At 35.7% G+C, this 22,488-nt stretch carries 15 protein-coding genes; 5 read left to right on the top strand and 10 right to left on the bottom strand.

The genetic code is table 11. The annotated features are described in order from the left end of the window. Positions 1–68: 68 nt before the first annotated feature. Both MKY90_RS04565 and MKY90_RS04560 read right to left on the bottom strand, forming a co-directional pair. Positions 69–1,589 carry a putative polysaccharide biosynthesis protein gene (locus tag MKY90_RS04565; protein ID WP_341090502.1) on the bottom strand — a complete coding sequence of 507 codons (1,521 nt, stop codon included), beginning with the start codon at positions 1,587–1,589 and terminating at the stop codon, positions 69–71. Between the two features lie 334 nt (positions 1,590–1,923). Continuing rightward, positions 1,924–3,393 (bottom strand): SulP family inorganic anion transporter, encoded by a 1,470-nt coding sequence (locus tag MKY90_RS04560; protein WP_012260397.1) that lies wholly within the window; start codon positions 3,391–3,393, stop codon positions 1,924–1,926. A gap of 351 nt (positions 3,394–3,744) precedes the next feature. On the opposite strand from MKY90_RS04560, the gene MKY90_RS04555 reads away from it, so the two are divergent. Further along, complete coding sequence (locus MKY90_RS04555) at positions 3,745–4,215, top strand: hypothetical protein (protein ID WP_085309419.1); 471 nt, start codon at positions 3,745–3,747, stop codon at positions 4,213–4,215. Positions 4,216–4,253: 38 nt separating this feature from the next. Here the strand turns inward: MKY90_RS04555 and MKY90_RS04550 are convergent, their stop codons facing one another. Continuing rightward, positions 4,254–5,810 carry a fatty acid--CoA ligase gene (locus tag MKY90_RS04550; protein ID WP_078184536.1) on the bottom strand — a complete coding sequence of 519 codons (1,557 nt, stop codon included), beginning with the start codon at positions 5,808–5,810 and terminating at the stop codon, positions 4,254–4,256. Between the two features lie 271 nt (positions 5,811–6,081). Further along, positions 6,082–7,572 (bottom strand): coproporphyrinogen III oxidase, encoded by a 1,491-nt coding sequence (locus tag MKY90_RS04545; RefSeq protein WP_341090500.1) that lies wholly within the window; start codon positions 7,570–7,572, stop codon positions 6,082–6,084. A gap of 250 nt (positions 7,573–7,822) precedes the next feature. Between MKY90_RS04545 and MKY90_RS04540 the strand changes: the two genes are divergently transcribed. Next, positions 7,823–9,526, top strand: coding sequence for an S-layer homology domain-containing protein (locus MKY90_RS04540; protein ID WP_098169096.1), 1,704 nt, complete (start codon positions 7,823–7,825; stop codon positions 9,524–9,526). Between the two features lie 101 nt (positions 9,527–9,627). Here the strand turns inward: MKY90_RS04540 and MKY90_RS04535 are convergent, their stop codons facing one another. Both MKY90_RS04535 and MKY90_RS04530 read right to left on the bottom strand, forming a co-directional pair. Continuing rightward, positions 9,628–13,698 (bottom strand): SpaA isopeptide-forming pilin-related protein, encoded by a 4,071-nt coding sequence (locus MKY90_RS04535; RefSeq protein ID WP_341090497.1) that lies wholly within the window; start codon positions 13,696–13,698, stop codon positions 9,628–9,630. A gap of 394 nt (positions 13,699–14,092) precedes the next feature. Continuing rightward, entirely contained in the window at positions 14,093–14,965 is an 873-nt protein-coding gene (locus MKY90_RS04530; RefSeq protein WP_063218437.1) for a Cof-type HAD-IIB family hydrolase, read from the bottom strand. A gap of 134 nt (positions 14,966–15,099) precedes the next feature. On the opposite strand from MKY90_RS04530, the gene MKY90_RS04525 reads away from it, so the two are divergent. Next, the gene (locus MKY90_RS04525; protein ID WP_063218436.1) at positions 15,100–15,714 is read left to right on the top strand and encodes a DNA-3-methyladenine glycosylase; all 615 of its coding nucleotides are present in this window, start codon (positions 15,100–15,102) and stop codon (positions 15,712–15,714) included. A gap of 179 nt (positions 15,715–15,893) precedes the next feature. Here MKY90_RS04525 and MKY90_RS04520 read toward each other — a convergent pair whose 3' ends face one another. The 4 genes from MKY90_RS04520 to alsS all read right to left on the bottom strand — a co-directional run bounded on the left by MKY90_RS04520 (position 15,894) and on the right by alsS (position 20,815). Continuing rightward, positions 15,894–17,003, bottom strand: coding sequence for a glycosyltransferase (locus MKY90_RS04520; protein ID WP_098168437.1), 1,110 nt, complete (start codon positions 17,001–17,003; stop codon positions 15,894–15,896). Positions 17,004–17,052: 49 nt separating this feature from the next. Further along, entirely contained in the window at positions 17,053–18,132 is a 1,080-nt protein-coding gene (locus MKY90_RS04515) for a glycosyltransferase (RefSeq protein ID WP_098168436.1), read from the bottom strand. Positions 18,133–18,351: 219 nt separating this feature from the next. Then, positions 18,352–19,110 (bottom strand): alpha-acetolactate decarboxylase, encoded by a 759-nt coding sequence (gene alsD / locus MKY90_RS04510; protein ID WP_002030021.1) that lies wholly within the window; start codon positions 19,108–19,110, stop codon positions 18,352–18,354. A 16-nt stretch (positions 19,111–19,126) separates the two neighbouring features. After that, positions 19,127–20,815 carry an acetolactate synthase AlsS gene (gene alsS, locus MKY90_RS04505; protein WP_002125517.1) on the bottom strand — a complete coding sequence of 563 codons (1,689 nt, stop codon included), beginning with the start codon at positions 20,813–20,815 and terminating at the stop codon, positions 19,127–19,129. Between the two features lie 399 nt (positions 20,816–21,214). On the opposite strand from alsS, the gene MKY90_RS04500 reads away from it, so the two are divergent. Beyond that, positions 21,215–21,772 (top strand): HAAS signaling domain-containing protein, encoded by a 558-nt coding sequence (locus tag MKY90_RS04500; protein ID WP_341090491.1) that lies wholly within the window; start codon positions 21,215–21,217, stop codon positions 21,770–21,772. Between the two features lie 24 nt (positions 21,773–21,796). Continuing rightward, on the top strand, positions 21,797–22,393 hold the full coding sequence (locus tag MKY90_RS04495) for an NDxxF motif lipoprotein (protein ID WP_063219305.1): 597 nt from the start codon (positions 21,797–21,799) through the stop codon (positions 22,391–22,393). The last annotated feature ends 95 nt before the right edge of the window (positions 22,394–22,488 follow it).

Below are 22,488 nucleotides of genomic sequence, written 5' to 3'. Positions count from 1 at the left end.
TTGATACCCTACATAGTTTCCTCTTTATCAGCTCATATGAATTTTAATAAAAAATTAAATTTCTATATTTATCTTTTCAAAAATGGTATTTTTTTTATTGATATCCATTTTAATTTCAAAGCACATACACCATACAAAATGGTTGTAATACTTAATGCTATACCACTGAATAATAACGTCATAATTCTTGAAGATGTAACATCTATCACATTACACAGTTCATACAATCCTAGTCCCAAAATACATGCTATTCCTAGCACACCAAAAAAGCTTTTTAAATGAATAGAATAGGCAATGTAGCTTCGAATATGCAAATAATTTATAATACAAATCAATACGTAAGTAATTAATGTACTATACGCCGCTCCATCTATGCCAAACTCCTGCACTAACATCATGTTTAACACGACTTTCACAAAACTCGCGCCAATAACAATCCATGCAGCTTGTGCAGAACGATTAATCCCCTGTAAAACACCTATTGTTAATACCATAACCGCAGTAAAATACGAACTGCCAATCATAACTGTTAACATACTACTGCCTTTTACGTCTGTGAACAATCCGATATTTAACGGTACTGTTAATGCCATCAACCATATTGTTAACGGTGCTGTCAAAACATGCGCTAGTCGATTTGTATTTTGAATTGTTATTTTCGCCAAATTTATATCTCTTTTGGCCAATGCGGAAGTTAAGAGTGGTATTAACGGAAATACAATTGCACTTGCAAAAATAACAATTATTTGCGTGAATGCAAAACCGCGACTGTATATTCCAAATTGTTCTTGAATTTCTGTTGATGATCCTTGTAATACATGTGGTATTGTAAGCGAGTCTACTAAATTTAAAAGTGGCATTGATAAAGCTCCGATAGCGATTGGGATCGATACCCGCAATATCTTTTTGCCGTTTTCTCTTAAATCTCGGAGCGAATAGGAATTGCTTTTATTGTAGTATGGACTTCTATTATATTTTATACGCAAATATATAAGCGAACTAATGACTCCAAGAAAAGAGCCAACCATCGCACCACTAGTAATAATAGTATTACTCTTATCCCATGATACTAGTATGTAAGCAATTATTAGCATAAAAAACACACGTACAAATTGCTCAATGACTTGTGATACCCCTGTTGGTTTCATATCACCGAAACCTTGAAAATACCCTCTATAAACCGCCATGTATGGCGCAATGAGTAATGCTAATGAAGTAATAAGCAACGGCATTCTAGTTTCTTGTCCACCAAGCATATTTGCAATTTCAATAGAAAATAATACAATGACTAAACAGCCGAAAACGCCAAATGCTATCCCTATAATTGACGCTGATTTAAATAATTTCGCAATTTCCTTTTGCTTATTTTTTTCGTTCAACTCTGCAATTAATTTCGAAATTGCAAGCGGAACTCCGGCTACCGATAATGTAAGAGCAATCATATATACAGGAAAAACAAGGCGAAAAATACCGAGCACTTCATCTCCTGCAATATTTTGTAATGGAATTTGAAAAAAACTACCAAGCAATTTCGACAAAAAAGTTGTAATGGTTAAAATTGCTGCTCCTTTTACAAATGTTTTATTCATATTTTTTCTCTTTTCTTTTATACATATACTCTCAAACATATTGTTTTAAACGATAGGGATTCACTTTATCCCATTGATTATCATAACAAATTTATTATAGGTTGAATACTTGGTTTTTTTTTCAAAATAGAAAAGAGAACCAGTTCACGCCTATTTCTTCACAATTAATTTTCTAATTCTTTCCATTATATATGTACATATTATCACTGTTTCTGTTACTCAAAAAAGCTCTTCTTCTCTATCAATGCGATACATATTACTAAAAACATTATAAGAATATCCCACAACTCTACATTATAATGTATGTAAGATTGTGAGATATTCTAATTACCATCTAAACACTTAAGATTTTCAATTGCTCTTTCTGTTCATCGTTCGCCATTACTACGATTGTTTTTTCAATACTCGGATGTACTTGCTCAAGCTTTACACTTGCTCCTACTTTATTTGATTGCTCAACAAAATTTAATAATGCCATAGCTCCTGATACATCCATATAACGCACATCTTTCATACGTAAAACAACCGGTGACTTCACATCTTGTAAAGTAGAGAAAATACGATCTACTGATAGGAAAGAGAGCGGCCCTTGAATCGTGTACGTTTCTTCTCTTTCTTTTACGATAGAAGTTTTACGTTCTTTACACTTCACCATATATATGATGAACGAAAGAATAATACCGAATGCAACAGCAATCATTAAATCGAACTTCACCGTTACAATCATCGTTACGAGCATAACAACGACATCACCTTTAGGAGCGACATGCATCTTTTTCATGCTTTCCCAATCGAACATTCCAATACCAGTTAAAATTAAAATACCTGATAATACAGCAAGCGGAATGTATTGTACGACCGAACCAAGACCCATAATAAAAATAAATAATATAACACTATGCATACATGCCGAAAGTGCTGTTTTACCACCACTTCTTATATTCACGATAGACCTTACAGTCGCACCTGCACCTGCTAATCCGCCAAACAATCCGCTCATCATATTACCGATACCTTGTCCAATGAGCTCTTTATTACTTTTATGACGTGTACCTGTCACATTATCCATTACGACCGATGTTAACAACGAGTCAATCGATCCTAATAAAGCAATACTAAGCGCTGGTAAAATAAGTGTTGCTATTCCTGTTCCACTTAAAGATGGAATATGAAGCGTAGGCATCGCTTCTGGAATGGTTCCAATCTTTTCAATTACTTTATTTAATGAAAGATTTCCGATAATCGGTAACTTTACTGTAAGTCCTTCGAGTAGAGAAGAAAATAAAGGAAGCAAAGCTGTCACACCGACTAGTGCTACTAAACTAGACGGAATCGCCTTAATCCATTTGCCAGAAACAATCATTACAATAATCGTTAACACAACAAGTAGAAAACTATTTTGTACGTGCTTTATTTCACCTAAAATAATGATTAATGCAATACCATTCATAAATCCTGAAACGACAGGATACGGAATATATCGAACGTAAGAACCGAGCTTACATACACCGAATAAAATTTGAAATAACCCTGCCATCATAAAGGCAATAAAACTTGCCTCTAAGCCGTGCGTCGCAATAACTCCTGTTGCGATAACAGTAATTGGTCCAGTTGGCCCCGTTACTTGCCCAGGTGTCCCGCCAAATAACGCTGCGAATAAACCTGCAAAAATCGCACCATACAATCCAACAAGTGCTCCCTCAGACGTCCCTGTCGCGGCAATACCAAATGCAATTGCTAGCGGCAACGCAACAATCGCAACAGTAAATCCTGCTAAACATTCCTTTGCTATTTTTTGAAACATATAAATAACCACCTTCATATAAAGTGAAACTTTAATCAGTGGGGAGTTTTTTCATCCCCACTGATTATTAGCCCGCACCAATCGGGCGTTTACGGGCAGTTGATCTCCCACCTAACTTCCTCGCATTCGCCGAAATTTGAGGTGGAGGTCTTACTGCCCGTTAATGCGGGATAAAGTCCACGTTCCATTGTACACCTAAAAATACTCATCCGTTAGCCTGTTTATAAGAAACTCTTTACAGTATCGTGAAGTAAACGCATCCAAATAAAAGTTTCCCCCTTACCTTTGGAAACAATTACAACTATGCTATAATGAACAAATTAAATCTTTTACTATATACTTGGAGGCACTATGCTAACTTTTGAAGAAAAATTATCGATTATTGAATCTTTCCCGGAATTAGAAAGAAAGAACGTATCATTAAAACGCGTAAACTTTCACTTTGAAGAAAGTCGTTTAGATAAAAAGAACGTTGTATATCATTTACACCCAAATGGAAACGGATTTGTATATGCATACTTCATTAAAGGTTATAAAACAGATGCTAAAGGTATGATTAACATCCGTGAGTTTTCAGAAGAAGAACTGCGTTCATTAATTGAAAAAGTAATTGAACGTCTATCACAGGAGCCAGAGGAAATTGTAGCACCAATGGAACCTGCTGCAGAAGAAGAATGGAAGAACGAAGACGGTCATATCCTAACTCTTATTCAAGAGGATGACATGTGGAATGTTTACGCTGGCGTAAACTTAGACGGTACATTCAACTCTTATCCAGAAGCTGCGGAATACCTTGATGAAGAAGGTTTCTCACGCAAGTAATAAAAATGCCTTTCCGAATTTGGAAAGGCATTTTTTCATTATTTTTTCATACCTTTTAACGACTCTCTCAGCACAAATTTTTGCAACTTCCCACTCGCATTACGAGGAAGTTCATCTGCAAATAAGTAATGACGCGGACGTTTATAGTCGGCTAATTCATCACTTTCTTTGCAATACATTTCTAAATCAGCTTCTGAAATATTTTTATCTTTCTTTACAACGACCGCAACGACACGCTCTCCCCATAGTTCGTCTGGCTCACCAAGTACTGCAACATCTAATACACCAGGATGACTATGAAGAAAATCTTCAATTTCGCGAGGATAAATATTTACGCCACCGCTAATTACCATATCATCAACGCGGTCTGCAACGAATAAATAGCCGTCTTTATCGAAGTATCCTAAATCACCAGAGTGATACCACCCTTTATACATCGATTTTGCATTTGCTTCTTCTCGATTATGATAACCAGCCATCATAGTTGGACCGCGCAAAATAATTTCCCCTACTTCATAAGGAGGCAACGTATCATCTGGCTCTGCTGGTCCATCTTCGTTCGGTTTCACAATTCGAATTTCATGGCTAAAGCACGGTGTTCCTGCTGAACCAGCTTTCGTAATTTGATCCTCTTCTACGAGAAACGCAACAACTGGTCCCATTTCTGTCATTCCGTAAATTTGGACAAGATCAATATAAAGACGCTCTTTACATTCCTTCACTAACGCCGGAGCCATCGCAGCCCCGCCATATACACCGATTTTCATTGAAGTTAAATCATACTTAGTTAGATCTTTTTGCAGTAACATATTCCACATCGTCGGTGCTGCAAAAAACGTCGTAATCTTCTCTTCTTGAATGGTATGTAATACTCTATCCGTATCAAAATGATGTAAAATAACATTCTTTCCGCCAACTTGAATGCGCGGTATGATTCCAGCATTTAACTCGCCGCAATGATATAAAGGTGCTACCACAAGCCCGGCGCTATCCCTGTTATATTTTATGAAATACGTACAAATCATACTATGCTCAGCCATATCACGATGGCGATGTAGTACGCCTTTCGGATGACCAGTCGTTCCGCTCGTATAAAGCATAGAACAAAAATCCATTTCATCGACTACAATATCTACTTTCTCAGCTGATGCTTCATTTACTTTTTCATGGTAAGAACTAGCATAGGAAGGTGCATCGTCTTCCACGTACCAAAAAGACGAATTTGGAAAATCTCGTTCAATCATAGTAACTGTTGATTCGACTGCTTTTTCAAAGACAACTACTTTCGAGGCTGCATCTTGGAGGATATACGATAATTCTTTTGCTTTTAAGCGGAAATTAATTGGATTGAAGATCGCGCCAATTTTCGCACAGGCTAAGTAAACGTTTACAAATTCACGACAGTTATATAGGTAAACAGATACACAATCTCCCTTTCTTACTCCTTCTTTCAATAGAGCTTGCGCCGTTTTATTTATTTGCTCATCCCACTGTTTATATGTCCAACGAATATTTTTTTCTGGTTCTACTAACGCCTCTTTATTCGGATACTTGCCAACTGTCAAATCAAAAATTCTCCCTATCGTCATGTACATGCCAACAATTTCCCCCTTTTCTCTTTCATAAATCTATCATTTCGTCTATAAGTAGACATTGTCCTCTAATAATCTGACTAATTTTTCTGATTATTATCGACATAGTTTTACATATGGACCGTTTGATGGTGAATGAAATTATATCGGCGATTTTTTGAATATATCGAACACAACTCAATTTATATCAGCTATTTTTCGAATATATCGACTTACCGACAAAAACTGACAATATAAAAAGAGGCTGTTCCAAATCGGAACAACCCCCTTCTTCTTACACGAATAGCTCTTCTAAAATTTTCAGTTTATCTTCTGTATATTTCACGAAGCCATCGTTATATGATTTTGGATCTTTCGGATTCGCAAAGTGTGTAATTGCTCCTGTTTGTGGGTGAACAAATTTACTTGATGCCCCGCAACCAAGTCCGATAATCGATTGTACTTCTTCCATAATAACAATATTGTAGATACTTTCCTGCGTCGGTATTGCATACCCAACGTTTTCTAAGTTACCTAAAATATTTTTTTGACGATATAAATAGTATGGTACGTAATTATGGTTCTTCGTCCACTCTTCCGCCTCATGCATCATCGCAGTAATTTCTTCGCGACCTGCTACTTTATATTTACGTTTGTTTTGCGTCATTTCAGAAGCACGTTTAAATGATAACGTATGAACTGTTAACGATTCTGGCATTAACTTTTCTGTTTCACCTAACGTATGCTTAAAGATGTCTAATCCTTCACCAGGAAGACCAATAATTAAATCCATATTAATATTGTTCATTCCCATTTCACGTGCTAAATGATACTTCTCAATCGTTTCTTCTACAGTGTGATGACGTCCAATTGCTTTTAGTGTTTCTTGGTGGTATGACTGCGGATTAATACTAATACGGTCAATATTCCATTTATTTAACACTTCTAGCTTTGCTGGTGTGATCGTATCTGGGCGACCTGCCTCAACTGTTACTTCACGTACATCTTTCACATCAGGGAAAGCTTGGTACATTTCTTCATACAACATATCCATTTCTTCTGCTGTAATACTCGTCGGTGTACCGCCGCCGTAATAAATCGTCGTAACTGTAACACCTTTTTCTTTTAAAAACTTACCAATTTCACGAACTTCATAATGTAACCCGCCTAAGAACGAATCAACTGATCCTTGGCGTCCGTTAATTGCATAAGCCGGGAACGTACAGTACGCACATTTTGTAGGACAAAACGGAATACCGATGTAAATACTTACTTCTTCTTTCAAACGGTATAAATCCGGAACAACCGCTAATTGGCAATCAACAATACGCTGAAGAAGTTCAATTTTCTCTTCATGAATTAAATAACTTTCACGAAGTTCTTTATGCGCTTCTTCTTTTGACATACCATTTTGAAGCAGTTTGTGAAGAAGTTTCGTTGGGCGTACCCCAGTTAATATTCCCCAGCTCTGTTCAAGTCCAGTTAGCTGTTGAAGTACAGAAAGATATACGTAAGAAACAACATGTTTCACTTGCTTCATACGTTCTTTTTCTTCTGTGAAAGCAGATAAATCTTTTGCGAATGTTTCTTCATATACATTTCCGGTTGCAACATCTGTTAAACGAGCCGATGCTGTCACATTACCTTCTATCTGTATATCAACGATAAGATTTGCTTCTTCTTTCTCAAACCCTATCGTGCTCTCTTCAAAAAATAAACCGCCAATATTTTGTAGCGGACGTAAAAAACGATCATCTTGTAACGTTTTAATTGAAATTAACAACATTATCACCTTTTCATTTGCAAACTCTCTTTAGTTTACTTGAAGGGCGTTTGAAGGTCAATACAGAAGGTTTTACCTGTTTCTCTTACATTTTTTCAAATAATTCTTTTTATGAATATCGCTCATGTATATAGACATCATGATTTTCTCTTGTTAAAATTTATTAGTACGAAAATCTATACATAGTGAAAATACAATATATAAAGGAGGAATGTTAACACTAGATTCCATAATCTAATGTGTTAAAAAAAATATGAAAAAGAAATTTTATAGTGTTTTAACTCTCTCTCTTGCATTACAAACTGTTCTTGCACCTACTTATTCATTTGCAGAGAGTGCTGAAAAATCCGCCGAAGTATATACGGAGGATCAAGTTTTTAAAAGTATCAAAGAGCATGTGAAAGAGCATAGTACTCATGAAGAAGATATCGAGGTTACTGGCCAATTCCTACTATACACATCAAAAAAACATTCATTATATACCGCGAATGATTTAAAAAACAAATCGAATATCGAGATTACAGAACAAGTCGTAACGGCGACAAAGAAAAAAGGGAATGCATACTACATAACAACTCCAGCTGGCGCTGGGTGGATAAATAACAATGATAATAGCTTAGAAGTTCAAGAGATTCATAAACTATCTAATCAAAAATTAATTGTGAAAGAAGAAGCTTCCATACATTCATTACCATTCCAAACGTTTAAAGAAGAGGGTAAACTACAGCCTCAAGTAATTATTCCTACTGAACAAGCAGGAAATTGGTTTAAAGTCCAAATAAATGAAACATCAAAATGGATTTATGCACCTTCTGCTACATTTGAAGGTACAAAAGCTTCATTATTAAAAAACGGTCGTTCTGCTAAAAGTAGTTTATTGAGAGCTCCAGCTACTCTACAAACAAACAATATTTATGGCGTTACATTTAAAGAAATGATTGTCCCAAAAGGAAATGACGATATTCGCCCTGGCTACGCGATGGTCCCTAAATATATTACGATTCACGAAACGGCTAATCCAGCGAAAGGTGCCAATGCTCTAAATCACGCAAAATTCTTAGATAGTCAAGCACGCGGAACAGCTGATCGCGCCGCATCTTGGCATTTCACAGTAGATGATAAAGAAATTTATCAACATCTTCCAGTAAATGAAGTTGGATGGCATGCTGGAAATAAAACTGGAAACTATGAATCTATCGGAATTGAAATTGCCGTTAATCAAGATGGAAACTATGAAAAAGCGGTAGAGAATGCCCGTAAATTAGCAGCTTATTTAATGAACGAATTAAATATTTCTCTAGATAAGGTCCAAAAACACCAATTTTGGTCAGGAAAAAATTGCCCTGCGTATATGATTCAACGCGGACAATGGGATGCTTTCTTAAAAGGAACTGAAACATACTATAAGGAAAACCGAAAAGATCCAGTAACTGATGACATTACAGGTGGATGGTATGAATCAGACATTCGTCAATTAGCAGCTAGAGGCATTATGCAAGGAGAAGGGAACGGTAAGTACTTCCCAGAACGTCTTGTAACGCGTGCTGAATTTGCTACATTAATTACTCGTGCTTTACAATTACCAAGTGGAAATGCTAATTTCACAGACTTAGAACAAGTACATCCATCTTTAAGAGACGGTATTAATCGTGCAGCAAGCGCAGGCATAATCCGCGGACGTGGTGATAATACCTTTGATCCAAATACTACAATTACACGCGAAGAAGCTGTTATTATGATTGATCGTTCTCTAAAACACGCTGGTATTTTCGCAAAACCAGTTGAACTACCATTCGTAGACCAAAACTTAATTTACGCTAAAGAAGAAGTACAAAGAGTGTATGGATATGGAATTGTAAAAGGTAATGAATTTAATCAATTCGTACCAAAAGGACCATCACAACGTGCTCACGCAGCTGCATTTATAAACAGAATGCTTAACGTGATTGAAGCTTAAAAACATTTATAACTAAATATAGATGTTTTTACTTTAATCCTTCTGTATTAACCTAAAAGGCAAAAGAGATAATATTATCTCTTTTGCCTTTTATACATCTATTAACTATTTTTAGTCATAAATCTTAAACGTATTCCTAATAACACCAGAATTACACCTATAAATGGAAGGTAATCCGTATTATGCCCTGTAGCTGGAAGTTTTTGATTATTAGAACCGCCTTGTTCTTTTTCTGGTAAGTTAGGCTTTTCTACTTCTTCGCCTGGGCTTTCTGTTCCTTCACCTGGCTTTTCTGTTCCTTCACCTGGTTTTTCTGTCTCTCCACCTGGTTTTTCTGTCTCTCCACCTGGTGTTTCTATTCCTCCACCAGGTGTTTCTGTTCCTTCACCAGGTGTTTCTGTCTCTCCACCTGGTTTTTCTGTCTCTCCACCTGGTGTTTCTATTCCTCCACCAGGTGTTTCTGTTCCTTCACCTGGCTTTTCTATTCCTTCACCTGGCTTTTCTATTCCTTCACCTGGCTTTTCTGTTCCTTCACCTGGCTTTTCTGTTCCTTCACCAGGTGTTTCTGTCTCTCCACCTGGTTTTTCTGTCTCTCCACCTGGTTTTTCTGTCTCTCCACCTGGTTTTTCTGTCTCTCCACCTGGTTTCTCTGGACCTTTTCCTGTTTCTTTTTCATTGGTAATTTGAAGCTTTATAACTTCTACTTTCTCATTAGAAATCGTAAATTCAATTCCCTTATCAGATAAATTATATCCTTCTGGAGCCTGGACTTCTTTTAAAACGTAATCTCCTGGTTCCAGTTTCTTCGAAGTTGCTTTACCATTTTTATCTGATGTTAATGTGTCTATTTTTATTCCATCTTTCAGAATTTCAAACACTGCACTTTCTAATTTTTTCTCTGTATCATTAGCATCTATCTTTGTAATTTCTACTTGACCTGTGATTTTTTCTTTCACTTTTTCATTCAATACTTCTTGTTTTACTACTTCATTTGCTACAACATTTACTTCCACTTTTAATTCTACCGCTTTGTAGCCTTCCGGCGCTTTCGTTTCTTCTAACGTATACTTACCTGGCACTAAGTTTTCGAATGTCACAACACCATCTTTATTCGTTGTTTTCGCTTCTCCAACTACTTGACCATTTTCGTTTTTCAGTCTAAATTCTGCGCCTTCTAGAACTTTTCCACTCTCTGCATCCTTTTTGATTACTTGTAAGCTTCCTAGTTCTTTCGCATTTTCTACTTGTACTTGTACTACTTTGTTTGCTTCCACAACGACTTCAATTTCTTCTTTTAGTAATTTATATCCTTTTGGTGCTTTCGTTTCTTTTAACGTGTATTTTCCTGGTTCTAATTTTCCAGAGATGACTTTACCTGTTTTATCTGTTCGTAACATCTCTACTTTCTTACCATCTTTATACACTTCAAATTCTGCGTCTGATAAAAGCTTCGTTTTATCGTTTGCATCTACTTTTACGATTTCAAATTGACCAAGGCTCTTACTATTCGTTACTTTTACATCAACAACTTTTTCACCGTCGACTGTTACATGAATTACTTGTTTTGTTAACTCATAACCTTCTGGTGCTTTTGTTTCTTCTAACGTATACTCACCCGGTACTAGTCCTTCTACTTTAACCGTTCCAGACTTATCTGTTGTAATTTTTTCTTTTACAACATTTCCTTTAGCATCTTTCAATGTAAATACTGCGCCTGCTAAACGTTCCGCTTGATCTTTATCATCTGTTTTAATAATTTGTAGAGAGCCCAAGAGTTTTTCATTTTCTGCCTCTACTTTTACTACTTCTTTCTCATTTTGAATTGTTACTTTCCATTCTTTATTTGAAATCTTGTAACCTGCTGGTGCTTTCGTTTCTTTCACTGTGTATTCACCTAATGGTAATTTCGGTAACATCGCTTTTCCACTCTCATCAGTTTTCAACTCTGCTACCTTTTTACCATCTTTATACACAGTAAATTCTGCATCTGATAATAGCTTCGTTTTATCATTCGCATCTACTTTTACGATTTCAAATTGACCCAGAACTTTTTCGTTCATTACTTCCTGTTTTACTACTTCATTTGCTACAACATTTACTTCCACTTTTAATTCTACCGCTTTGTAGCCTTCTGGCGCTTTCGTTTCTTCTAGCGTATACTTACCTGGCACTAAGTTTTCGAATGTCACAACACCATCTTTATTCGTTGTTTTCGCTTCTCCAACTACTTGACCATTTTCGTTTTTCAGTCTGAATTCTGCGCCTTCTAGAACTTTTCCACTCTCTGCATCCTTTTTGATTACTTGTAAGCTTCCTAGTTCTTTCGCATTTTCTACTTGTACTTGTACTACTTTGTTTGCTTCCACAACGACTTCAATTTCTTCTTTTAACAACTTATATCCTTGTGGTGCTTTCGTTTCTTTTAATGTATACTTTCCTGGTTCTAATTTCGTAGATATTACTTTACCTGTTTTATCTGTTCGTAACGTATCTACCTTTTCACCATCTTTATACACTTCAAACTCTGCGTCCGATAATAGCTTCGTTTTATCATTCGCATCTACTTTTACGATTTCAAATTGGCCTGTAGCTTTTTCAGCGATTTTTTTATTCAACACATCTACAGTCACTGTTTTATTAGCAGCTACATCAACACGAACTGAGCTAGATGATAGTTCATAACCTTTTGGTGCTTCAACTTCTTTTAATGTATATGTTCCAACTGGAAGTTGTTTTGATAAAGCTGCACCTTTACCATCTGTAATAATTGTTTCAACAACATTTCCATCTTTATCTATAACATCAAATTTTGCACCTGGTAGAAGTTGACCAGATTCACTATCTTTTTTCAATAATTTAAATTGGCCATTCTCTACTTTTTTCGTATTCTTCATAACAATTTCAATTACGTTTGTACTATCAATTGTTACTTTTACTGGTGTATCAACTTTTATATATCCTTCTGGTGCACTTATTTCTTTTACAAAATAGTCACCAAGTGGTAAATCCTTGATTTCAGCAATACCCTTTTCATTCGTTGTAACAGTAGCCACAACATTATTATCTTTGTCTATAACATCAAACTTTGCGTCTTTTAAAACAATATTTTCATCATTTGCATCAACTTTTTTAATTTGTAAGTTTCCTTTTTCAACTACTGGCTTATTCCACTTTGGCCAATTAAATTTAAAGTTATGAACCTCAAATCCATCTCTTTGGTGTAATCCTCCAACATAGGCTTGTCCGTTAATAGAACCACCTTTTGTCTCTACAACAGCATTAGGCGCAAACACACTACCTACTACACCATAACCTTTAGTTGTTATCTTTGTAGCATTAGGGAACACCCAAATGACTTTACTAGCTAACTCAGTAAAAGCTGAATTAGGGTCATATGCTTGAGATGTATTAATTAAGTCTGTTGCCATCCCAGTATTTCTCGTATCGTACAAAATTGCACCGCTACCAAAATTCACTTCTTCTGCGTCTGAATAAATAACAATAAAGTCTTTGTTATTTACATTCGGAAGATAAACATCTTTTACATCAAATATTTTCTTTCCTGTTAAGCCTGAAGAAACGTAAATATTAGGGTTGTTTACATCTTCACCGATTCCAAAGCTCATATTAGGTTTTGGTTTATCAGTATGTAATTGACTCGCATCTCCAATTACACCATCAACGTCTTTTCTAAATTCTTTGAACTTGGCATCAATCTCTGCTTGCTCTTTATAAGAGATACGGTCATAAGATGATTTCATTGCACCTTCTGGGTCGCCATCTTTTGTCATCGCCACTGTTCCATCTTGGATGATTACTTGTCCTGCTCCCGCTTTCGTAAATTGACCACCTAGTAATAATGATGGATATCCTTCATCTTTCCATGTTGCTCCAGCTAAGTTGTTTGCTCCAGTTGCAGCCGCTAGGACTGTATAACTTGATGCGTTCATATTTTTTTGAACAGCCATCGCACCCTCAATATCCGCACTCGTTGCACTATGATCTCCAAAAATGATGGCGTTGTAATAAGATACATCACCTAAACCTTTTAATTCTGTTGTAGCTGCCTCTGCTTTAAATGGTAAATGGATTAAAAAATTCATACATATTAGTAATACAACTATAAAACTACTACTTACTTTTTTAAATTTTTGATTAAATGATTTCCTCAAGAAATTCATTCCCCCTTTTAAACTTCCTAAAACCACAAAAAGAAGTACATTTCGTATGTACCAAGTCTTACTCACATTAACTTAAAATAATCCATTTAAATAAAACAAAGAAACTCTACAACTCATTAATAAAATTACTACAATCCATTTTTGAGATAATACGTGAACTAAACTAACATGCGGAAGTGTTTTTTGCGTTTGGAGCTCAACAAAATTAACCTGGAGAATATTTCATATGGTGTAACTACTTTGGCAACATCATCCACTTTACAACAGTTTCCTAGAGTATTCAAGTAAATTGTATATATTCCATACACAATTCACAATCTAAAACGTTTTCATTCATTTTAATAAGTTCAACAAAAAAACGTAGCCAAAAAGCTACGTTTTTCTTTCATCGTTTCGGTGTATGTTTATGATTCTTTAAAAAAGGAAGCGGGAATTGCTTACGAAAATGCTCTTTAATCATGTACTCTACGCCGTTCTCAGTATTAGAACGTGTAATCCAGTCCGCCGCTTGCTTTAATTCTACAGGAGCGTTCCCCATTGCTACCCCAAGCCCAACATTTTCAATTACCTCTAAGTCTTCTACGCTATCTCCAATCGCAACCATTTCACTAAGGTTAATATTTAAATGCTCCCCAAGTAATTGTAAACCACGTAGTTTTGATACATTTTGAGGGAGAATTTCTATACGTCTTTCATCACACTCAACGTACTCTACATCTTGAAATGCCTTTCTTAACGTATTCATCCCTCTTTCTTTTTCACCTTTCGTATGGAAAACAATATCAATTTTTGGTGCAGCTACTGGATGATCACGCAGTGCATCCCCTAGCGAATCTACAAATTGAACCGGATAAAATAATGGATCTGCGCTTGATAATACAGTACGCGCAATTAAGTTTGGTGTATTTCTCTCACGATTACCAATTGAATATCGTTCATGAGAAATGCGAACATTACAATCAAAATGCTCTAACACTTGCACAATATTAAAGGTTTTCTCTTCAGATAATCTCCTTTGAGCGAACGGCTTATCTAACGATGCTGAAACGAAGGCACCACCATGTGTAACTAATATAGAATCTAATTTTAACGCCTTCGCTATTTTATGAGCAGATTGAAAATTACGATTCGTAAACAATGTAACGTATACATCTTTTCTTTTCACAAAGTCAATTGTCTCCCTTAACCCTTTTGCGATTTTTCCGTTGTTGTATAGTAGTGTCCCATCTATATTAAGAGCTAGTAAGCGATAAATCATGTCGCACTCCCCCTCTTCGCTGTTGTACTCTATCCATAATTTATGAAATAAATGTAGTAAATAGAACGAGTTAGAATTACTACTGAAAATTTGGTTTACTATATACATATACAACTGGCAAAGGAGATAGTACAATGCAGGCACCTCCTTCTTTTTATGAAGGCGATACGTTAGAGGTCGCAAAGAAGTTACTCGGACATAAACTCGTTCATATTGTAGACGGCATAAAGCGGAGCGGAATTATTGTAGAAGTAGAAGCATACAAAGGTCCAGATGATAAGGCCGCTCATAGTTACGGAGGCAGACGGACTGATCGAACAGAAGTAATGTTCGGCGCACCAGGACATGCTTACGTATATTTAATTTACGGCATGTATCATTGCTTTAACGTAATTACAGCACCAATCGGCACCCCGCAAGGAGTTCTCATTCGTGCTCTTGAACCTGTAGATGGAATCGAAGACATGAAACTAGCGCGCTACAACAAAACCGACATTACGAAAGCTCAGTATAAAAACTTAACAAATGGCCCCGGAAAACTATGCCGCGCGCTCGGAATCACTTTAGAAGAGCGCGGGGTATCATTACAAAGTGATACGTTACATATTGAATTAGTTCCGGAAGAAGAACATTTATTATCCACACATAACATAATAGCTGGCCCTCGTATTAATATTGATTACGCAGAAGAAGCCGTTCACTACCCATGGCGGTTTTATTATGAAAAGCATCCGTTTGTTTCAAAATAAAGAAGCTATCCTGTAAGTAAGTGAAACCAACTTATAGGATAGCTCTTTTTTCATAATTCATCACACGTCGAAAAGCCGAAATCCGGGATCGGATTTCGGTTTTGTTTCTATAAAAGAAACCGTTGTTCCTAAAGCATTGCCAAATACAGTTCATCTCCAAAGAAAAAATCTTAAAAGCATTATTTTTTTAATGTATAATAATTATCTAAATTGAATTTCGACATAATAAAAATTCCTGTTGGCGTTAAAAGTTGTGACATAGATTGTATGACATGCGGTAATTTCGCTGGCTCAATAGGATGTGATAACAAAATGTACTGGAATTTTTCATCTGTAAATACCTCATGTAACTTGTCATACTCAGCAGAAGTTGTAGGAGCTACCCTATTTGCAAGAGCTGCTGCTTTTTCATTAATTTCTGCTCCAAATATGGGAACTGCCGGGTAACGCCTTTTCATTTCTAATAAAGTTGCACCACATCCAGCTCCTATATGAAGAATATTCACTTGATCAGGCGCAAATCGATCTACAATTGCTAGTAAATCATAATGAATGTATAAACTTTCACCATAAAATCCCCATTTTTCATACAATTTTATATTATTTGCATGTAAAACTACAGAAAATTTCATACTATCTTCTTTCCATGAGACACTTCCGTAGTGATGAATAAATGTATCTTTACATAAATACAGTTTATATCCTTTTTCAAACATTCTTAGTGACAAATCATCATCTTCATAATTCCCCGGTGTAAATCGTTCATCTAATAATCCAACTTCATCTAACACTGATTTTTTTATAAGCATACAGAATCCGATTAATTTCATACGTTCTTCCCATTTATTTTTATCACTTTGATTATATAAAGTTGCAAACTTCTGCATTCCTTCAATATCTTTATAAAAGGTTGGTATAGCAGTATAGTAAGCGGCATTATTAGTTATGGGCCCTACCGCTCCAGTATCCTTACTTTCATATAAACACCGAATTAAGTTGCTTAGCCAATTTTCAGTTACGACCACATCATTATTCAATAATAGAATATTGTCACCTTTTGCCTCTTTAATTCCCTGATTGCATCCCTTTGGAAAACCCATATTCTCCGCATTTTCCACTAGCATAATATCCGATTGTTTTTGTAACCATTCTACAGTACCATCTGTTGACGCGTTGTCCACAACTATTAACTCATACTCTTGTTCCACTGTATAAGTTCTAATACTTTGGATGCATTCTTTTGTATACTGTAATTGATTATGAGTCAATATAATTATACTTGTGAGCATGAATCAAACTCCTCTCAGCAGCCAAAATGATATCTAGTATTATTAAATATTATTTTTCCGATAAACTATCAAAATATTTTCTATTATATTCAATGCTCGGATTATTAGGTATGAACAGTGCAGCTTGTTCGTTATGATAAATTGCCTTTTCATATTCTTTTATTCGATCATAACAAATACATAGTTGAATATGCGGCAACCATGTATGACACTCTTCTCGGACAAACGGCGAATCCTTTGGCCTTGGCCCGTCAATTGCTGCATGGTACCAATATATCGCTTTAGAATATTCCCCTTGTTGCAAAAATACACGTCCTAAGTGGCAACAAAGTTCTCCTCTAGGCGTGTCATACGTAAATGATTGTAAACAAGACTGTATAGATTTTTTTAAGTCCCCCAATTCTAAATAACATTCGGCTCTTTTTAAACAAGCTTGAATGTTATCTTCAACCCAACCCTTTTCTTCATCTAAAAACCTAGAATACCCCTTAACAGCCTTATCAAATAATCTGTGATCCTTACATTCATTTGCATAATAGTACACATCGCGGGGGCTAAACTCTTTTCCACTCTCAAGATGTTTTTCATATATTTTCAAATTACGATTAGTATATGCTTTTTCTTTTTTATGACTTACCCCTACGTCACTATTTATAAGATTTCCATACACCTCTAAATATTCATGAACAAATCCATACCATTGAAAATTTTTACTTCTGTTGACTAATCGATATCTCCTTAAAGAATGTGTTGGATTTCCTTCTATATCAAAAGTTAAATAATATTTCATAGATACTGCATCCGTACTACGATCTAACGTATGTTTTAACTGCAACAATTTCTTTATATCTTCCGTATCTATTATGTCATCTGCGTCTAGCCAAAGAATGTATTCTTTTGTAGCTTTAGAAAACGCAAAGTTTCGTGCCGCTGAAAAATCTTCAATCCATGGAAAATCATAAACTTTCGCGTCGTACTTCTTCACAATTTCTTTTGTACCATCTGTTGAACCTGTATCTACAATAATAATTTCATCCACAACACTTTTAACCGATTCTAAGCATTTTGATATAGTTTGTTCTTCATCTTTTACAATCATGCATAAACTAATAGTAATGGAGTTTTCCATCATATCCCCCCCTATCCTTTTGATGTATATGTTTGGAGAGAAATTTATATTTCTTTTGCTTCAAAATTGAGTTTTCATTTTACAAAAGAAACATAATGAGGCGGTGCAGTGAAATTGGATAGGGGAATTTCACTCGAAGATTGCAAATCAATGAAAAAAACCGAAGCCTGAACAAGACTTCGGTTCTTTATATAGAGAATACATAATTTCGATTCCTTTTTACTCCGCACCTTCCGCGGTCGCAATATCATTCTCTAAGTTTTCTCTTGATAATTCAGCTGCCATAAAATCAGCTGTTTCAGGAAGTGCTAAATGCATATGAGCTTTTTGACAAATTTGGATCGTACAGTTTTCTACAACATAGTCGAAAACATGTCCTCCCCCGCTTCTTTCATCATCAATATAATGTAAGTGGAAACCAGCTACACCAATACCTTGCGCGTAATCTGGTGTCCAAAATCCAGCTAGCGTACCTTCTGTATCTTTAAACGAAAAAATCGGTTGTGATTTCGTCACTTCAACGAGCGGCGTATACGGTTTTTCTTGTCTTGGAACAGTTCTCGTTCTAACTTCACGGAACGTACCGTCCATTCGAATACCATAAAATAAGTTTTTACTTGGCATTAACTCATGTAATAATGCTTCCACTTCTTCACGATTCATCGGACGCTCTACCGTATAACTCATTTCTTTTTCAAAAAACGTTACAGTCGCAAACGGTGTTGTTTCTTCCGGTTCTACTTTTTCCGCTGAACCGTCTGAACGTAAATGGTAAAACTCATTATCAAACGCAATCATTTCACCATCTAATTGATCAAATGTACCGATGCCAAAATCACCACGTTCTTTCAGTTCCTCAAAGTTAATAACACCATCGTATATACCATCTAATAGCGCAAGCATTGTAGATGTTTGATATACTTCATTACTCATTTTCGTTCTTTTTGCATCAATATCAATTAATTGCGCAACAGTCATCTCACTCATGCCCCCATCAGTTTAATTGGTTTGGTAATAATTTTTCGCTTAATTTAATGTTGTCACGGTAGTCAATTGGAATATCAATAATGACAGGACCTTCTGCTTCTAACGCTTCTCTCAATACACCTTCTAATTCGTCTGGTGTATTGACACGAAGACCTATTGCTCCAAAACTTTCTGCATATTTCACAAGATCAACATCGCCAAACTCTGTAGCTGATGTTCTACCGTATTTCATCATTTGTTGGAACGCAACCATATCATATGTACCGTCTCTCCAAACGAGATGTACAACCGGTGCATTTAAACGTACCGCTGTTTCTAACTCCATCGAAGAGAATAAGAAACCACCATCACCTGACACTGAAACAACTTTTTTACCCGGCTCAACTAAAGTAGCAGCAATTGCCCAAGGAAGTGCAACACCTAACGTTTGCATACCGTTACTAAATAATAGTCTACGTGGTTCATAAGAACGGAAACATCTTGCCATCCAAATAGAATGGGAACCGATGTCACATGTAACGGTTGTATCGTCACTAATTAAAGAACGAAGTGTACGAATGACTTGAAGTGGATGCGTAACACCTTCTGAAGCACGATTTGGAACTTCTGCTTGCTCTGATAATTTCGAGCGTAATCGTTCTAAAACTGCTTCAGATTTCGTATTTAATACAAGCTTCGGTAATTTCTCCGCAATGCTATTTACAGTTAAAGCGATATCGCCAATTAATTCACGCTCTGGTTGGTAATCATGGTCGATATCTGCTTGGTGATCATCAAGGTGAATAATTGTTCTATCGCCAAGTTTATTCCAGAATTTCGGATCATACTCAATTGGGTCATAGCCGATAGATAAAACAAAATCCGCTTCTTCTAGTAAAATATCACCTGGTTGGTTACGGAATAATCCAACGCGGCCGAAGAAATGATCTTCTAACTCACGTGAAATTGCACCAGCTGCTTGATACGTTTCAACAACAGGAAGTTCTGTACCAGCAATTAACTCACGAACTGCTTTCGTTACTTCATTGGTGCTTGCTCTCATACCGAGTAAAATAACTGGTAATTTTGCTGATTTTATTTTTTCTACTACGTATTCAATATGATTTGTGGGAGCGATTCCAAGCTGTGGCTTAGAAAGCGCACCGATAGATTCTACTGTCGTTTCCGCAGTCATAACGTCTTGCGGAAGACTTACAAGTGTTGCTCCTGGATTTGTAGAAGTAGCACTTCGAAATGCATTAGTAAGTGCTTCTGGTACATTATCAGGATGCTCGACTTCTACGCTATATTTAGTGATTGGTTCGAATAATGCAGCATTATCCATAGATTGATGCGTACGTTTTAATCGATCTGTACGCGGAACTGCACCAGCTAAAGCAACAACGGGATCACTCTCCGCATTCGCAGTAACAAGACCTGTCGCTAAATTTGATGTCCCTGGTCCTGAAGTTACAAGACATACGCCCGGTTTCCCTGTTAATCTACCAATAGCAGCTGCCATAAATGCTGCATTTTGTTCATGACGACAAACAATTAACTCTGGTCCTCTTTCTTGCAGTACATCAAATACAGAATCAATCTTCGCTCCTGGAATACCGAAAACATGTGTAACACCTTGTTTAATTAAACAATCAACAACAAGATCTGCTCCTTTTGTTTTTGTTTTCACGTCGTTTGCTTTTACACCTGTACTCAAACTAATCATCCCTTTATTTCATAATGTGTGTAATAAAGATTTTTAATTTCACCTAGTTAATTAATGTGGTGAAGTATTATTTATCATTATATTACAAATGCATTATTTTTCCAACGATATGAATTTGACAGTTTTTTGACAACCTCTAAGGAATACGCTTACAACCCTTTGTTTATCCTAAAATAATATTTTTATATCTCCTCTAAAAATGCACGAAAAAATCCCATCTAATCACAGTATTAATAAAATTATAGTACCTTGCAAAGAACATTACTAAATGGTATATTTGTAAATATTGGAATGCCCAATAATTGGAACGCACCTTATAATTCGTATCCCCTTTTCAAAAGATAGAATTCTCAGCTGTAATTCATCATTTTATAAAGGAAAGTGATTGTTATGAACAAAAGTGAATTTTTGGAACAACTTAGTTCTTCCCTGCGGAATATGCCTAGTTTAGAAAAGAAAGATATTATTTCAGAGTATGAAACTCATTTTATCAGTGCTAAACAGGATGGGAAATGTGAAGAAGAAATTGCTAGAAAACTAGGAAACCCTAAAACGATCGCGAAAGAGCTTAATGTTTCCTATGCAATACAAAACACGGACAATAAACGAAGCTTCAAAAATATGATAACCGCACTATTTTCTGTTATGAGCTTAAGTGTTTTAAACTTTGCCTTTATCATTATCGCCTTTTTCGTACTACTCTTTTTATTACCGATTCTTCTAGCCCTTATCATTGCTAATCCACTATTAATCATCTCACCTATTTTATTAATAGGGTTAGGCTTTTTTAAAGGATTTCATCAAATTAGTTATTCCGATGTTTATAATGTGTTCATCGCTTTTTGCAGCGGTTTACTCATATCCGTCATATCTTACCAAATGGTAAAACATCTATACGCAACTTTAGTAAAGTATTTGAAATGGAATATAGCTATTTTACAAAGATAATAATGAATATAAAAGGAGATTAAAATGAAGAAGTATACTTTATATCTACTCATGTTACTTACAATTTTATTTCTATCAGCTTGTTCAAACAGTGCACAACCTAAGGAAGAAAACGATGTGCAATCTATTAAAGATGTAACGATAAAAATTCCAGAAACTATATTCACTTCCTCAAAAAAGAATGAAACGATTAACGAAGACGAAATGAAACAAAATATAAAGACGTATTTAAATTATAGCGGAGAGTTAGACGAAAACATCGTTCCACTTTCATCATCTATGTCTGACGAGAATGTCACTGAATCCGACCGAGAGAAATTAAAACAACTAGTAGATTTAGCAAAACAAAATGATGCGAATTTCCATACTTTTATTAGTAACAATACGATCCCCAATGATTACAAACAGCCTTCGAAGGAAATTCATGATTTTATTTCAGCATCTACGGCACTTTCAGTAGAACTAGAGGACGAATTAGACAAACTCGCGCAAGATGGTAACTTATTCAAAACTGATTTTTCTTTTACAAAACGCTTTGAGAAAGTTAATGGTAGAAAGCAAAAAGAGATTGAAAAGTTTTTGAAGGAAAAAAATATTAAAACTGAGTATTTCAACAAGTAATTATATATGTAAAAGGGAAATTGAAAGATACATCATATATTCCCTTCAAAATAGTCACTAACACATGGCTATTTCGAAGGGGATTTTTTTGTGGA

Source organism: Bacillus sp. FSL P2-0099, assembly GCF_038007445.1.
GTDB classification, from domain to species: domain Bacteria; phylum Bacillota; class Bacilli; order Bacillales; family Bacillaceae_G; genus Bacillus_A; species Bacillus_A mycoides.
The sequence above is the reverse complement of the archived record's forward strand: the minus strand, read 5'-3'. Positions and strand labels throughout refer to the sequence as shown.

Coding starts and splice junctions, on each gene's coding strand:
- MKY90_RS04545 (WP_341090500.1), bottom strand. CDS start 7,572: ATGTTGTTAATTTCAATTAAAACGTTACAAGATGATCGTTTTTTACGT.
- MKY90_RS04565 (WP_341090502.1), bottom strand. CDS start 1,589: ATGAATAAAACATTTGTAAAAGGAGCAGCAATTTTAACCATTACAACT.
- MKY90_RS04530 (WP_063218437.1), bottom strand. CDS start 14,965: ATGATTTATCGCTTACTAGCTCTTAATATAGATGGGACACTACTATAC.
- MKY90_RS04550 (WP_078184536.1), bottom strand. CDS start 5,810: ATGTACATGACGATAGGGAGAATTTTTGATTTGACAGTTGGCAAGTAT.
- alsD (WP_002030021.1), bottom strand. CDS start 19,110: ATGACTGTTGCGCAATTAATTGATATTGATGCAAAAAGAACGAAAATG.
- MKY90_RS04515 (WP_098168436.1), bottom strand. CDS start 18,132: ATGGAAAACTCCATTACTATTAGTTTATGCATGATTGTAAAAGATGAA.
- MKY90_RS04525 (WP_063218436.1), top strand. CDS start 15,100: ATGCAGGCACCTCCTTCTTTTTATGAAGGCGATACGTTAGAGGTCGCA.
- MKY90_RS04540 (WP_098169096.1), top strand. CDS start 7,823: ATGAAAAAGAAATTTTATAGTGTTTTAACTCTCTCTCTTGCATTACAA.
- MKY90_RS04555 (WP_085309419.1), top strand. CDS start 3,745: ATGCTAACTTTTGAAGAAAAATTATCGATTATTGAATCTTTCCCGGAA.
- MKY90_RS04560 (WP_012260397.1), bottom strand. CDS start 3,393: ATGTTTCAAAAAATAGCAAAGGAATGTTTAGCAGGATTTACTGTTGCG.
- MKY90_RS04520 (WP_098168437.1), bottom strand. CDS start 17,003: ATGCTCACAAGTATAATTATATTGACTCATAATCAATTACAGTATACA.
- MKY90_RS04495 (WP_063219305.1), top strand. CDS start 21,797: ATGAAGAAGTATACTTTATATCTACTCATGTTACTTACAATTTTATTT.
- MKY90_RS04500 (WP_341090491.1), top strand. CDS start 21,215: ATGAACAAAAGTGAATTTTTGGAACAACTTAGTTCTTCCCTGCGGAAT.